The sequence below is a fragment of the Hymenobacter terricola genome (assembly GCF_017921975.2).
GTDB classification, from domain to species: Bacteria; Bacteroidota; Bacteroidia; order Cytophagales; family Hymenobacteraceae; genus Hymenobacter; species Hymenobacter terricola.
Window position 1 is genome coordinate 1 of sequence record NZ_JAGEMO020000004.1, and the last position, 11,728, is coordinate 11,728.

Annotated in this window: 14 protein-coding genes and 1 pseudogene; 6 read left to right on the forward strand and 9 right to left on the reverse strand. The window is 61.1% G+C overall.

The features are described 5' to 3' along the window. The first annotated feature begins 157 nt into the window (after positions 1 to 157). From J4G38_RS05025 to J4G38_RS05035, 3 genes and pseudogenes are all read left to right on the forward strand, one after another. A complete protein-coding gene (locus J4G38_RS05025; RefSeq protein ID WP_210516356.1) occupies positions 158 to 964 on the forward strand; it encodes a hypothetical protein in 807 nt (268 codons plus the stop codon). 627 nt (positions 965 to 1,591) lie between these two features. Then, positions 1,592 to 1,861, forward strand: a pseudogene (locus J4G38_RS05030) (IS982 family transposase); the annotation flags it as partial. 117 nt (positions 1,862 to 1,978) lie between these two features. Beyond that, positions 1,979 to 2,659: a hypothetical protein gene (locus J4G38_RS05035; protein WP_210516352.1), complete on the forward strand. Its 681-nt coding sequence runs from the start codon at positions 1,979 to 1,981 to the stop codon at positions 2,657 to 2,659. On the opposite strand, the gene J4G38_RS05040 is transcribed toward J4G38_RS05035, so the two are convergent. Together J4G38_RS05040 and J4G38_RS05045 are read right to left on the reverse strand one after the other, a co-directional pair. Then, entirely contained in the window at positions 2,568 to 2,855 is a 288-nt protein-coding gene (locus J4G38_RS05040; protein ID WP_210516350.1) for an SRPBCC family protein, read from the reverse strand. The genes J4G38_RS05035 and J4G38_RS05040 overlap by 92 nt on opposite strands. Positions 2,856 to 2,858: 3 nt before the next feature. Further along, entirely contained in the window at positions 2,859 to 3,317 is a 459-nt protein-coding gene (locus J4G38_RS05045; protein ID WP_210516348.1) for a peroxiredoxin, read from the reverse strand. 94 nt (positions 3,318 to 3,411) lie between these two features. On the opposite strand from J4G38_RS05045, the gene J4G38_RS05050 reads away from it, so the two are divergent. The 3 genes from J4G38_RS05050 (at position 3,412) to J4G38_RS05060 (ending at position 7,025) form a co-directional block, all read left to right on the forward strand. Then, positions 3,412 to 4,110 (forward strand): glycosyltransferase family 2 protein, encoded by a 699-nt coding sequence (locus tag J4G38_RS05050; protein WP_210516346.1) that lies wholly within the window; start codon positions 3,412 to 3,414, stop codon positions 4,108 to 4,110. Positions 4,111 to 4,188: 78 nt separating this feature from the next. Then, positions 4,189 to 5,643: a glycosyltransferase gene (locus tag J4G38_RS05055; protein WP_210516401.1), complete on the forward strand. Its 1,455-nt coding sequence runs from the start codon at positions 4,189 to 4,191 to the stop codon at positions 5,641 to 5,643. A 26-nt stretch (positions 5,644 to 5,669) separates the two neighbouring features. Continuing rightward, positions 5,670 to 7,025 (forward strand): glycosyltransferase 87 family protein, encoded by a 1,356-nt coding sequence (locus J4G38_RS05060; protein ID WP_210516344.1) that lies wholly within the window; start codon positions 5,670 to 5,672, stop codon positions 7,023 to 7,025. 49 nt (positions 7,026 to 7,074) lie between these two features. Here the strand turns inward: J4G38_RS05060 and J4G38_RS05065 are convergent, their stop codons facing one another. The 7 genes from J4G38_RS05065 to J4G38_RS05095 form a co-directional block, all read right to left on the reverse strand. Continuing rightward, positions 7,075 to 7,980 (reverse strand): hypothetical protein, encoded by a 906-nt coding sequence (locus J4G38_RS05065; protein WP_210516342.1) that lies wholly within the window; start codon positions 7,978 to 7,980, stop codon positions 7,075 to 7,077. Positions 7,981 to 8,009: 29 nt separating this feature from the next. Continuing rightward, on the reverse strand, positions 8,010 to 8,699 hold the full coding sequence (locus J4G38_RS05070) for a TIGR04282 family arsenosugar biosynthesis glycosyltransferase (protein ID WP_210516340.1): 690 nt from the start codon (positions 8,697 to 8,699) through the stop codon (positions 8,010 to 8,012). Next, the gene (locus J4G38_RS05075; protein ID WP_210516338.1) at positions 8,692 to 9,234 is read right to left on the reverse strand and encodes a rhodanese-like domain-containing protein; all 543 of its coding nucleotides are present in this window, start codon (positions 9,232 to 9,234) and stop codon (positions 8,692 to 8,694) included. The genes J4G38_RS05070 and J4G38_RS05075 overlap by 8 nt, the downstream gene beginning before the upstream one ends. A 20-nt stretch (positions 9,235 to 9,254) precedes the next feature. Then, a complete protein-coding gene (locus tag J4G38_RS28910; RefSeq protein ID WP_317198182.1) occupies positions 9,255 to 9,341 on the reverse strand; it encodes a DUF3641 domain-containing protein in 87 nt (28 codons plus the stop codon). 118 nt (positions 9,342 to 9,459) lie between these two features. Continuing rightward, the gene (locus tag J4G38_RS05085; protein WP_226163166.1) at positions 9,460 to 9,999 is read right to left on the reverse strand and encodes a heme NO-binding domain-containing protein; all 540 of its coding nucleotides are present in this window, start codon (positions 9,997 to 9,999) and stop codon (positions 9,460 to 9,462) included. Between the two features lie 142 nt (positions 10,000 to 10,141). Further along, complete coding sequence (locus tag J4G38_RS05090; RefSeq protein ID WP_210516333.1) at positions 10,142 to 11,065, reverse strand: anti-sigma factor; 924 nt, start codon at positions 11,063 to 11,065, stop codon at positions 10,142 to 10,144. Positions 11,066 to 11,072: 7 nt separating this feature from the next. After that, positions 11,073 to 11,633, reverse strand: a complete 561-nt coding sequence (locus J4G38_RS05095; RefSeq protein ID WP_226163168.1) for an RNA polymerase sigma factor — start codon at positions 11,631 to 11,633, stop codon at positions 11,073 to 11,075. Between the last annotated feature and the right edge of the window lie 95 nt (positions 11,634 to 11,728).

The following is an 11,728-nucleotide window of genomic DNA, read 5'->3' on the forward strand; positions in this document are numbered from 1 at the left end:
CAGCGCAGCCGCCAAAGTACGGCCTCCACGAACAAGCGCGTGTCCTTGGCCGTCACGCCGCAGGCATTCGCTTGGCCCGGCAAGAGTGGCGAAAGGCGTTGCCAGTGCGGGTCGGTCAGGAATGTGCGGTCTTTTTGCATCTTCAAAGCTACCTTAATTGTTCACACGTCCTAGCTCTCCGTTTGAGAACGTCCGCGACACAGCTGCTTGGAGCAAAGGCGAAAACAACTTGTACCTAAGCCACCTCAACCTGCTGTTGGGTTCCTACGCTCGGCAGGTACCAGCAGGTGAGCGCAACGCTTACGCTGCGTTGCATGCGCAGCTCTCCCGCTTTTTAACGGCCCGCCTGCGCGCAGCCTCGACATTGAATGCTCCCTCCTACGGTGAAACGCCGGATTCCCTGTGGGTAGCAGATAATGCGGTGACGTTGCAGAGCCTTTATTTACATGACCAGCTTGCGCGAACCAACGCATCGGCTTTGCTACGGCAGCAGTGGGTAAGCTTCATTACCAACAAGGGCTCTCGGCCGGATGGCTTGCCCTTTTCTGAGCTTACTCTGCATCGCCCGCCCCGGGGATGTGCCAACTCGTGGATGGCTAAATACGGTGCTACTTCAACCCCGGCTTTTACCGCGGCGCTCTGGAGTCAATACAAAAAAGCTTTTAAATACAATCTCGGCCTGCTGAGTGTGTTTCGCGAGTACCCGTCGGAGAACAGCCTGCCCGCCGATTACGACTCTGGACCAATCATTTTTGGGGCGGGTGCTGCTGCCACAGGCCTAGCGCTGTGCGGAGCCAAGTACCAAGGAGATTACTACACGTATTTTCAGTTGGTTAATGCCCTCAAGGCTGCCGAATTAGGTGCTAGTGCGCTGACTTTTGCTTTGAGGGATGAACAATGGGCTTCGGTCAGTGAGAGCTGGCTTTCCAAAGCCATTCAATTCAATGCCGCTAGCCACCAATAAGTCGCTTACCGCGGTTTACCATGTAGCGAATCCATGGGATGGCAATTGCCCATTTAGGAGAAGTTATAGCGAATAGCCACAATCATTGCCATCTAGTATTTAGTGTTTGCCGTTACGTATATTTGGCTATCTAAAAGGGTGTAAAATGGGTCCGGCCCCACCACCGCCCCCAATAATTTTAACCAAAGGACTTAATTATTTTAATTAACTAATTCGCAACGCGTTACACTGCACTATACAGGGCTTGCACTGGTTCCGTCCAGACCGCTACCGCTTGCTAAAAAGGCCATTTCCAGTACGGAAATGGCCTTTTTGTTTTTTCGGTGGCAGAGCAGGAGGTTTATGTTGGCTTGTAAGCCTATATCATATAGAGAAGAACCGGGGCCGGCAACGCGATGGCTTACCCATATGTGCTCAGAAGCATTGAAGGTGACATTGCGCCAGCTGTGTTACCAAAGCGCCCATCTCTTCAGTTAGTAGGTTTCGCACATCATCACGACCAGCGCGTTGAGCAGAGAGTTCTTGCAAACCCAAGTTGCGGAGGGCCGGATTGGGGCATAAAAAAGTCTGTTCCAGCAGGAACAGAGTAGGTTTGAAGTATTCAACGCTTCACTCCTTGCTTTGACCATGACGGAACAGACGGTGGCAATAGACTGCTTTATTGACGATTTGCTGACCCAATGCCGCCCGGCGTGGGCACCCGCACCGGACCCCCGCCAGCACCTGACGGATGCGCAGGTGTTGACCACGGCCTTGGTCGCGGCTCGTTACTTCGGCGGGAACCTCGCCCAGGCCCGGCGGTGCATGCAGGCGCATTGGGGGCAGCGGCCGTTGCATAAAAGTGGTTTCTCGCGCCAGTTGCACCGGTTGCAGCAGGAGCTGACCGAGGCCGTCGCCATCCACGCCAAGCAGGAGCGCTACGAAGAAGCAGCCAACCTGATTTGGCTCAAGAGTGCCCTGGAGAACGGGTACGACAAGCTCCGCCGAGCCTAAGAACGCCGCCCACCGCCACCCTTGCAACCATTACCTAGCAACCTAACCCAACAGGAACTGACCAACGCCGTAGCCAAGAACTACCCCCTCTACCTGTCAAAGGTGAAGGACGGCGTACGCTTCAAGCTGCGCATCAACCTCACCCAAGAGCAGGTGACCGAATTGGTGCACGACGTCGTGGCCAGCATGCTGGAGCGGCACGAGAAGGGACTAATCACCTTCGAGAGCGAGGAGAAGTCTACCGGCTACGTGCTCTTCGGGGCGTGGTGCAACTACCGGGCGCAGGCGCAGAAGGCGAGCAACCACGTCAAGCGTGAGCGGGGCATCGTCCACGACGGCGAGAACCAGCACCTCATCCCCAAGGCAGTGAAGTCACACTTCGACGTCTACCAGTACGACGACTGGGCCGGCACCGAGGGCGGCATCAGCACCGCAGAGCGGACCGAGCAGGACTACCGTGACGACTACTACGCCGAGCTATACACCCTATTGTTTACATATCTCGATGACTGCGTAGCCGATGAGTTCTTCAAGTTTGACGAGGTCAACATCTACAAGCAGTATATCCTGAACGACTGGACTATGAAGAAGTTGGTAGCCAATAGTAATTTCAAGAGGGCTTACGTGAGGTCCGGAATGCGCCCCGCACCAGCTCATCCCGCAAATGATGCGGCGGCGTGGCGGCTGTTATCCGCACCGTGAGCCGCTGCCGGATGCCGAAGTGCCGCGCCTCCCAGGCCACCACATCGCCGAGGGCAAGCTGGCCGCTGGCGGGGCGGGCCACCACCCGCTCGCCGGTCTGTTGCGCAGAATCGAGGTGGGCCTGCACATTCAGGGCCAGCGCATAGCAGGCAGCGGGCGGGGCCTGCACCAGCATTTCCAGCTCGATGCGCGCCACGGGCTAGGCGGGCAGGCCCTCCAGCACTTTCTTGGCGTTGCTCACATGGTCCGTCGCTCCGCTCAGGGAGTTGAAGATGTACTGGATGACGCCGTTTTTGTCAATCACGAACGTGACACGGCCGGGCAGCAGGCCCAGCAGGGCGCGGGGCACTTCGTAAAGCTTGCGCACTTTTCCGTCGGTGTCGGCCAGCAGCTCGAAGGGCAGGCGATGCTTCTGGGTGAATTTCTGGTGCGACTGCTCACTGTCGGAGCTGACGCCCACTACTTCAGCGCCAAGGTCTTTAAAATCCTCGTACTGGTCGCGGAACGAGCAGGCTTCGGCCGTGCAGCCGGGCGTGTCGTCCTTGGGATAAAAATACAGCACGATGCTGCGCTTGCCGCGCTGGTCGGCAAGGCGAAACGTGGCACCGGAAGTAGTGGTGAGGGTGAAATCGGGAGCGGGCTGGCCTACCTGGAGCATGTGACGGAATGGTTGAATAACAGCCGCAAGGTAGCGGCGCAGTTCGGCTTTACGGCGGTGGCGGCATCTTTGTGGTCTTTTAGCAGTTGTTTCCATGCCCCAGCCCCGCGTCAGCGTCATCATTCCCGCCCACAACGAAGCGGGGGCCATTGCTTTAGTGCTGGCTGAAATCCCGGCGGGGTTGGCCCAGGAGGTCATTGTGGTCGATAATAATTCGACCGACAACACCGGTGAAATTGCCGGCGCCGGCGGGGCCACCGTGCTCCGCGAGCCGCGCCCGGGCTACGGCTACGCCTGCCTGGCCGGCATGGCCCACGCCTACGGGCAGCCGCAATCCAAGCAGCCCGACATCGTCGTATTTCTCGACGGTGACCACTCCGATTTTCCTGAACAGATGCCCGAGCTCCTGGCGCCGCTATTAAGCGGCACGGCCGACATGGTCATCGGCTCGCGGGCGCTGGGGGTGCGCGAAAAAGGTTCGCTGCTGCCCCAGCAACGGTTCGGCAACTGGCTGGCTTCGCGGCTGCTGCGCCTGCGCTACGGCGGCACCGTTACGGATTTGGGTCCTTTCCGGGCCATCCTCGCGCCTGCCCTGTTGGCCCTGCACATGGAAGACAAAACCTATGGCTGGACCGTGGAAATGCAGGTAAAAGCCGCCCGGCAGGGCCTGCGCACCGTGGAAGTGCCCGTGCGCTACCGCAAGCGCATCGGCACCAGCAAGGTATCGGGCACGGTGCGCGGCACCATCGGGGCGGGCTACAAAATTCTGTGGACGATTTTTAAATATTGGTAAGCTTCGGGGCAATGGCCCGTCTACTGGCTCACCCGGTTACAATTCAGCTGTGTTGTTCGCTTCTATTTCCTGCTTTTGATGCCCCTGCTGGCCATTTTTCTGGTAGTGGTGTACGGCCTGTGCCTGCTGTTTATTCTGTTTTTCAGCGTGGGCCAGTGGCAGCTCACGCGCCTGGCGCTGCGCGCCTACGCCGCGCCGCCCGCCTTGCCCCCACCAGCCCCGGCCGCCTGGCCCCGCGTGCTGGTGCAGCTGCCGCTTTACAACGAGCAAAATGTGGTGGAGCGCATAATTGACGCCGCCGCCGCCCTCGACTACCCGCCCGAGTGGCTGCACATTCAGGTCCTCGACGACTCGACCGATGCTACCGTGGCGCTGGCAGCGGCCCGCGTGGCCCATCACGCGGCCCAGGGCCTCAGCATCAGCCACGTGCGCCGGCCCACCCGTGACGGCTACAAAGCCGGGGCCCTGCGCCACGGCCTGCTGGAAAATGATGATGAATTCATCGCCATTTTTGACGCTGATTTCGTGCCTGAGCCCGATTTCCTGCGCCGCACCATTCCGTACTTCTTACAGGATGCGCGAGTGGGCGTGGTTCAAACGCGCTGGGGCCACCTCAACGAGAATGAGTCGCTGCTGACGCGCCTGCAAGCCTTTGGACTCGATGCGCACTTTCTGGTTGAGCAGGTGGGCCGCACGTTTGCCGGGTATTTTATCAACTTCAACGGCACGGGTGGCGTGTGGCGGCGCGCCTGCATCGACGATGCCGGCGGCTGGCACGTCGACACCCTCACCGAAGACCTCGACCTGAGCTACCGCGCCCAGCTGCGCAGCTGGCGCTTCGTGTACCGCCCCGAAATAGTGTCCCCGGCCGAGCTGCCCGCCGTGATGGACGCCCTCAAATCGCAGCAGTTCCGCTGGACCAAGGGCGCGGCCGAAACCGCCCGCAAGCACCTGGGCACCATGTGGCGGTCGTCGCAGCCGCTGGCGATTAAGCTGCAAGCCACCTTCCACTTGCTCAATAGCAGCGTGTACATCGTCATCATGCTCATGGCGCTGCTGAGCGTGCCGCTGGTGTTTGTGCGCGAGCAATACCGCGAGTATAAGGTGGTGTTTCAGCTGGCTTCCGTTTTTTTGGTGGGGTTCACGCCGCTGATTTATTACTACTATTCGGCGTGGCGGCTAGCTCATCCCGACAAGCCGCTGTGGCACTATCCGGGCTTTTTTCTCTTGTTTTTGTCGGTTTCAATGGGGCTGGCGCTGCACAACGCCCGCGCCGTGACGCTCGGCTGGCTGGGCCGGCGCACGCCCTTTGTGCGCACGCCCAAGGTGGGCACCGGCGGCGCGGCGCGGCGGCGCTACCGCACGGGCGGCGTTGGAGGGCTGGTGGTGCTGGAGGGGGTGCTGGCGGTGTATTTTGCGGTTGGGCTCGGGGCCGGCGTTTATTTTGGTGATTTCGGCTTGCTGCCCTTTCATTCGCTGCTCACGGTTGGCTTTGCAGCGGTATGCTATTATTCAGTCCGCCATGCCCGATAAGGACGCGGCATTTTTTTAGACAAAAATTGGCAGCCAGGCTTCCCTCGATTTCCCAAATCATTGCGCTGCTGCTCTCCGGGGCGGCCTACGCGGGCCTGGCGTATGCTACGCCGCGCGCGGAGTTTGGGCAATTGACGGGCTTGTTTGGGGTGGCGCTGCTGGCTTATGCGTGGCTATTGCAAAGCAAGCTGCCGGCGCGCTGGGGCTTGGCGGCGGCGCTGCTGTTCCGGCTGCTGTGGCTGCCGGCCATGCCGGCTTTGTCCGACGATATTTACCGCTTCCGCTGGGATGGCTTGCTGGTGGCGCACGGGGTCAATCCCTTCCAGTTCCGGCCCGATGAAATCATTGCCGACGGGGCCCGCACCGCTATGCAGGATGCACCCAGCCGGAACCAGGTCCTGCCGCAGCTGCAGCAGCTTTACCGGCTGCTCAACTCGCCGCACTATTACTCGGTGTACCCGCCAATTTGCCAGTTCATCTTTGGCGCGGCGGCCCGCCTGTTTCCAACTTCCGATGCCGGCTTTGCTTTCAGCCTGCGCGTCGTCATTCTGGCGGCCGAGATGGGCACGGCCTGGCTGCTCCTGGCCCTGCTGCCGGCGCTGGGCTGGCCTCCTGAACGGGCACTTCGCTACCTGCTGCACCCGCTGGTCATCACCGAGCTTTCGGGCAACCTGCACTTTGAGGGACTGCTGGTTTGCTTTGTCCTGCTGGCGCTGTGGCTGCTGAGCCGGCAGCGCTGGGCCATTTCGGCGGTGGCGCTGGGGCTGGGCGTGGCCACCAAGCTGCTGCCACTGCTGGCGCTGCCGCTGCTGTGGCGGCGGCTGGGCTGGCGTCGCCTGGGGCGGTATCTGGCGGTGAGCGCGGGCACCTTGCTGCTCCTGTTCAGCCCGTTTCTTTCGGAGGCCCTGTTCATCAACGTCAGCCGCAGCCTCAACCTGTACTTCCGCAGCTTCGAATTCAATGCGAGCATCTACTACCTCCTGCGGCCCATTGGAATCTGGCTTACTACGTACAACCAGATTGCCATTATCGGGCCTTCGCTGGCGCTGCTCAGCGGCCTCATTGGCCTGGCACTGACCTGGCGGGAACGCCGCCCGAGCCTGGCCAGCCTGCCTCAAACGCTGCTGCTCATGCTCACGGCCTACTACGCCCTGGCCACCACGGTGCACCCCTGGTACCTCACGCTGCTCATCGGCCTAAGCCCGTTGTCGCGTTTCCGCTACCCGCTGGTGTGGGGCGGCCTGGCCATCCTCTCCTACGCGGCCTACCGCACCAGCTCATACACCGAAAGCCTCTGGCTGGTGGGCCTCGAATATGCCGTCACATTTGCCGTACTGGCCTGGGAGCAGGCCCGAAGCTCACCAGGGAACGCGGAAATCTGAGGCCGAACAGCCCGTTTTCACCACCCCATCCTCCGGCAAGTCCCGCGCTTTATTTCGGCCAGTAGGCGAAGCGGCGGGTTGATTTCAGCAGCAGGGTGCGGCCGTCCCAGGTGGTTTGCCGGAGCAATACGTTGGGGTACTCTTTGGCAAACCAGTACACGTTTTCCTTGCCCGGGGCCAGGGCCACGGCCACCCGCCACGCGGGAGCGGCGGTTTCGGCAGGGGGCGCCGGGGTAGTGGCCAGGTGCGCCTGGTAGTACACGGGCGGCTTGGCCTGGTTGGTTTGCTGCAGGTCCAGCACCACGAGCTTGAAAACGGGCAGCTGGTCAAACTTCAGGGTGCGCAAGGTGTACGGCAGGGCATCTTCGAGGAAGACATCGCGGCGCAGGTCGCGGCTGTTGGCGCCCTGGCCGTCCCAGTAAGAATGGTACCACATTTCAAAGTTCACGCCGTCGTCGATGATGGATTTGAACGTGTTGCCGCACCATTCCTGCGACGAGGACGTCATTTTGTACAGCGCCACGGGCTGGTCGCGCCGGAAGAACAGCGACGTCAAATAATGGTACGGGTACTCATCGGCCGCAATGCTGCAAAACTGGTTGACTTTCATCACCGGGAACAAATCGACCCGCTTGTAGTCGTCGGTTTTGACGTTGAACTCCTGGTTGAATTCCTCCTTTACCGTAATCTGAGTATACTCGAACGTGCGCTTCTTTTTGTAAATAGTGCGCTCTGCATCGTAGGTCGCCACCTCGGCCAAGCCATCTTCCCAGTACTTGCGCAGGGCCCATTGCTGGTCGAAATAGGGCAGCATGGCCTGCAATGCCTGCGCCGAAGCCGGCACCCGGCCCGCCGCTTTCTCCTCGTTGGGCCCCGTGCAGCCCATCAGCCAGCCGCCCAGCACCATTGGCAAGAAGAGACGTCGGACAGGGAATTGGGGGAAAGCAAACGGCATTGGTTCAGCAAATGTAGTTGGCAGCAGCCCTATTGTTGGATGCGCATTGCTCCTGGAATTGCCTTATCCTCGGGGAGCATGGCGGCCCGCCACGTCGCCAAATCGGCGACCGTGTCTACGTCGTGCAGCTCGGGCAGCAGGGCCACTCGCCGGCCCAGTCGGTGGGCATCGGCCAGGGTATCGGCCAGCACCGAAGCCGTACTCCAGGCCTTGTGCCGGAACAGCTCCGGGTGCGGCTGGCGCAGGCCCAGCAGGTAATAGCCGCCGTCGGTGGCCGGGCCCAGCACCACGTCGTGGTCGGCCAGCAGGGCAAATGCCTGGGTTAAATGACTCGCGCGCAAGCCGGGGCAATCGGTACCGATGATGGCTACCCGGCCGGCCCCCGCCGCGAAGGCCGCCGCAAAAGCAGCCGTCATGCGCGCGCCCAAATCGCCGGCTTGCTGGCAGCAGGTGGTGATTTCGGCCCACTCCCGCCCCTCCGCAGCCGTGGGCGCGGCGCCGGCGGCATCGGCCAGCCAGACGGTAGCGGGCACGCCCGATTCGGTAATGGCCGTGCGGGTAATGGCCAACAGCTCGTGGTAAACCGCCAGCGCCGCCGGCTCGCCAATGCCGGCCGCCAGGCGGCTTTTTACCCGGCCCAAAGCGGGCACCCGGGCAAACACCAGCAGGTGTTCGCCCGCGCCTGGCAGGTGGGCTTCCATCGAATTTAGTTTACTCATACACTTTGTTTCCGCGCTTCAGCCACGGGCTCCACAACGCCGAATACGGGTGAACATTGCTCGTGGCACCTTCGGCATTATACACTGGATGTCCTTCGTTCACCCACTCGAATAAGCCGCCGTACAGGTTGCGCACATTTCGAAATCCCAAGGCGTGCAGCCGCTCCCCCAGCCGCTCGCTGCGCACGCCCACCGAGCAGTACACCACCACGGGCAGCTGACGGCTGATGCCTTCGAAATTTTCGGTGGCGAGCGAATCGTAGTTCACGAACTGCGCGCCCCGGAGGTGGCTCACCCGAAATTCGGCCGGGGTGCGGGCATCGAGCAGCAGCGGAGCCGGCCGCTGCTGCAGCTCTTGCGCCAGCGTGGCGGCGGGCACGGTGGGCACCGTGTTGCGGTACATGGCCCGCAACAGCTGGCGATAAGCACCACTTGGTCTGCTGGGCTGCTTCACGTCGGCATCGGGATGGCTACAGGCGCTCGCGGCCAGCAAGCCACAGCAAAGGCCGGAAAGAGCTGCACGTGTGAAAGCCATGGAATGGGTTTAGAAAGGAATCAGGCGGTGACCCCGCCGCAACTGGAGCCAGCCCCCGCCGTGCAGCCGTAGCAGTGCCCGCTCACCACACTGCTGCGCGCCTCCAGAGCAGCTTAGTCGCGGATGTGGCGCGTGGCCGGGGTCGTCACGGGCAGGGCCCGCATCTGAGCGTCGCTCATGGTAAATACGGGTGCGTAAGAAAGTAAAACAGCGCGGTTTTCCGGGCTAGGAGCGGCGCACGTGAATGCGTACCCGCTCGCCATCCTCGGTAGTGGTGGGCTGCACGTCGATGCGGTCGGCCTCGTCGTAATAAGTGGCCAGCCCACGCACGATGCCCACGGCAAGGCCGCCCATCCGCCGGGGCGAAACGTAGTCAATCAGCAGTTCATTCGGCCCTAACCGACTGACTTCGAGCACGGGCGGAGAGTTTTCGAGGTTTTCATGGCGCACCTGCTTGTGCATGGTCAGCTCGGTATGTTCCAGCATGTCGAGCGTTTTCCACTCGGGCTTCAGCAGCTTCTGGTACATATACATGAGGTCGGGCACGAGGTATTCGCCGAATTTTTCATGCAGCTCACCCGCTGAAAGGCCGGTCATCTCCGCGGCATGGCCCACCAGGGCATAAATATGCGCGTCGGGATACACCGTTTTGTGGTCAAACTCCACATTTTCCAGCCCGGAAAGCTCCACGAGTTTCACCCAGGTACTGTGGTCATACTGGGTCTGAACGTAGCGTTTCAATAACGTAAGAATGGTGCCGTGCATGAGGGGTAAACGCTATGGGGTTGAACGGTAAATACAAGTACCGCCTGCCAGCCGCATTGGCTAACAGGCGGCAAGTAACAGAATCGCGCGAAGACGGGCCAGAGGCCTACTTACCTTTTTCCTGGTTCAATTGTTCACTGCGCTAAATATTGCCTACCACCGTCATCGTGCTCAGGGTGGGGCTGGCGCTCCCGCCGGCGGGTTCTATCGTCATGGCGAAGGTTTGGGCGCTGGCAATGTCTTTCATGTGCTGGATTCCTTCGCCGGTGGCAGTGGCCACGGTGAGCACGCCGGCGTCAATCGGCTTGCCTTTGTCGAGGGCCCACAGCTGGTATTGCTTATCGGCCGGCAGCGCGGGCAGGCTCCTCACATCAACGTACACCTTGTGGGTGGCGGCGTTGAAAAGGACCTTGGCGTGGGCCGTGGGCGAGGTTTTGGTGCCGGCCAGGGCCACGGCGCGGAACTCGTCGCTGCGCAGCACCTGGTTTTCCTGGCGCAGGTCGCCGAGCTTCCGTTCCACCACGGTGGTGGTGGTGGCAAACTGGGCTTTGTCGTTTTGCAGGGCCACCACATCCGCGCTGGCGTCGCGCCAGCGGGAATACAGCAGGGCATTGCCCGCGAGGCTCAGAATGAGGGCCACCGAGGCGGCCATGGCCCAGCTCGACCGGCCGGCCGGGGCCGCTGCCGGCATGGGCGCCGATGACATGGGGCGCACCACGGCTTCGCCGGCGGCACTGGGCTGGGGCACATAGGCCGGAGTCGCGGTAGTTGAGCTATTGGCCTGGGCCACGGCGTCCACATCGGCGCGTAGGGTGCTGCTGGTTTTCGGCGCGGCAATCCGGGCCATCACGTTCGCCAATACCCGTTCGCGCATGCCGGCGGGCGGCGTGATGGCGTGGGCTTCGGCATAAAACCCGAGGGCCTGCTGCACTTGCGTGAGTTCCTCGCGAATTTCCGGGTGCTGAGCGGCCTGGGCTTCCACGGTGGCCTGCTCAGCCGCTGAAAGCTCACCGAGAGCGTATTGCTCCAGGATGCCCGATTCTATATAGTCTTGGATGTTTTCCACGATTTATTCAGCGAATAAGTTTGCTAAGGACTTTGATGGCGGTGCGGGCGCGGGTTTTCACCGTACCGAGGGGAATGTTAAGCTCCTCCGCCACCTCACTTTGCGTGAAGCCTTCGAAATAGAGCAGGTCGATTATCTGACGCTGTTCGGGAATCAATTTTTGGGTAATTTCCTGCAGGCCGATGTGCTCGGGGCGGAAGGTCGTGGGCGCTGCCTGGCGCTGCGCCGTCAGACTATCGTCCAGCCCCTGAGTGCGGCTACCTACGCGGTGCTGTCGGGAGCGGATTTTATCGATGCTTAGATTCCGGCAAATATTAAGCACCCAGGTGAAGAGCCGGCCCTTGCCGGGGTCGTAGCTGGCAAACGCATGCCAGATTTTTACCAGCGCTTCCTGCAACACATCTTCCGACTCGTCTTCGGCCTTGACGATGCGAAAAATGACACCGTAGAGCGCCGCCGAATACCGTTCGTAGAACAGCGTCATGGCCGACTCGTCGCGCGCCTGCAGGCGCCGGACAAGGTCCGCCTCGGCGGCGGGCGGTAGGGAAATAAGGGAATTATCGGACACGGGAGTAACAGAAAGTGAGAATTGTGAAGCCGGAATCAGCTAGTAAAGCCGCCATCAACGCTTTTGTTAGGGGCACGAAAATACAGTACCCGGCG

Coding starts and splice junctions, on each gene's coding strand:
- J4G38_RS05045 (WP_210516348.1), bottom strand. CDS start 3,317: ATGCTCCAGGTAGGCCAGCCCGCTCCCGATTTCACCCTCACCACTACT.
- J4G38_RS05050 (WP_210516346.1), top strand. CDS start 3,412: ATGCCCCAGCCCCGCGTCAGCGTCATCATTCCCGCCCACAACGAAGCG.
- J4G38_RS05055 (WP_210516401.1), top strand. CDS start 4,189: ATGCCCCTGCTGGCCATTTTTCTGGTAGTGGTGTACGGCCTGTGCCTG.
- J4G38_RS05065 (WP_210516342.1), bottom strand. CDS start 7,980: ATGCCGTTTGCTTTCCCCCAATTCCCTGTCCGACGTCTCTTCTTGCCA.
- J4G38_RS05070 (WP_210516340.1), bottom strand. CDS start 8,699: ATGAGTAAACTAAATTCGATGGAAGCCCACCTGCCAGGCGCGGGCGAA.
- J4G38_RS05075 (WP_210516338.1), bottom strand. CDS start 9,234: ATGGCTTTCACACGTGCAGCTCTTTCCGGCCTTTGCTGTGGCTTGCTG.
- J4G38_RS05085 (WP_226163166.1), bottom strand. CDS start 9,999: ATGCACGGCACCATTCTTACGTTATTGAAACGCTACGTTCAGACCCAG.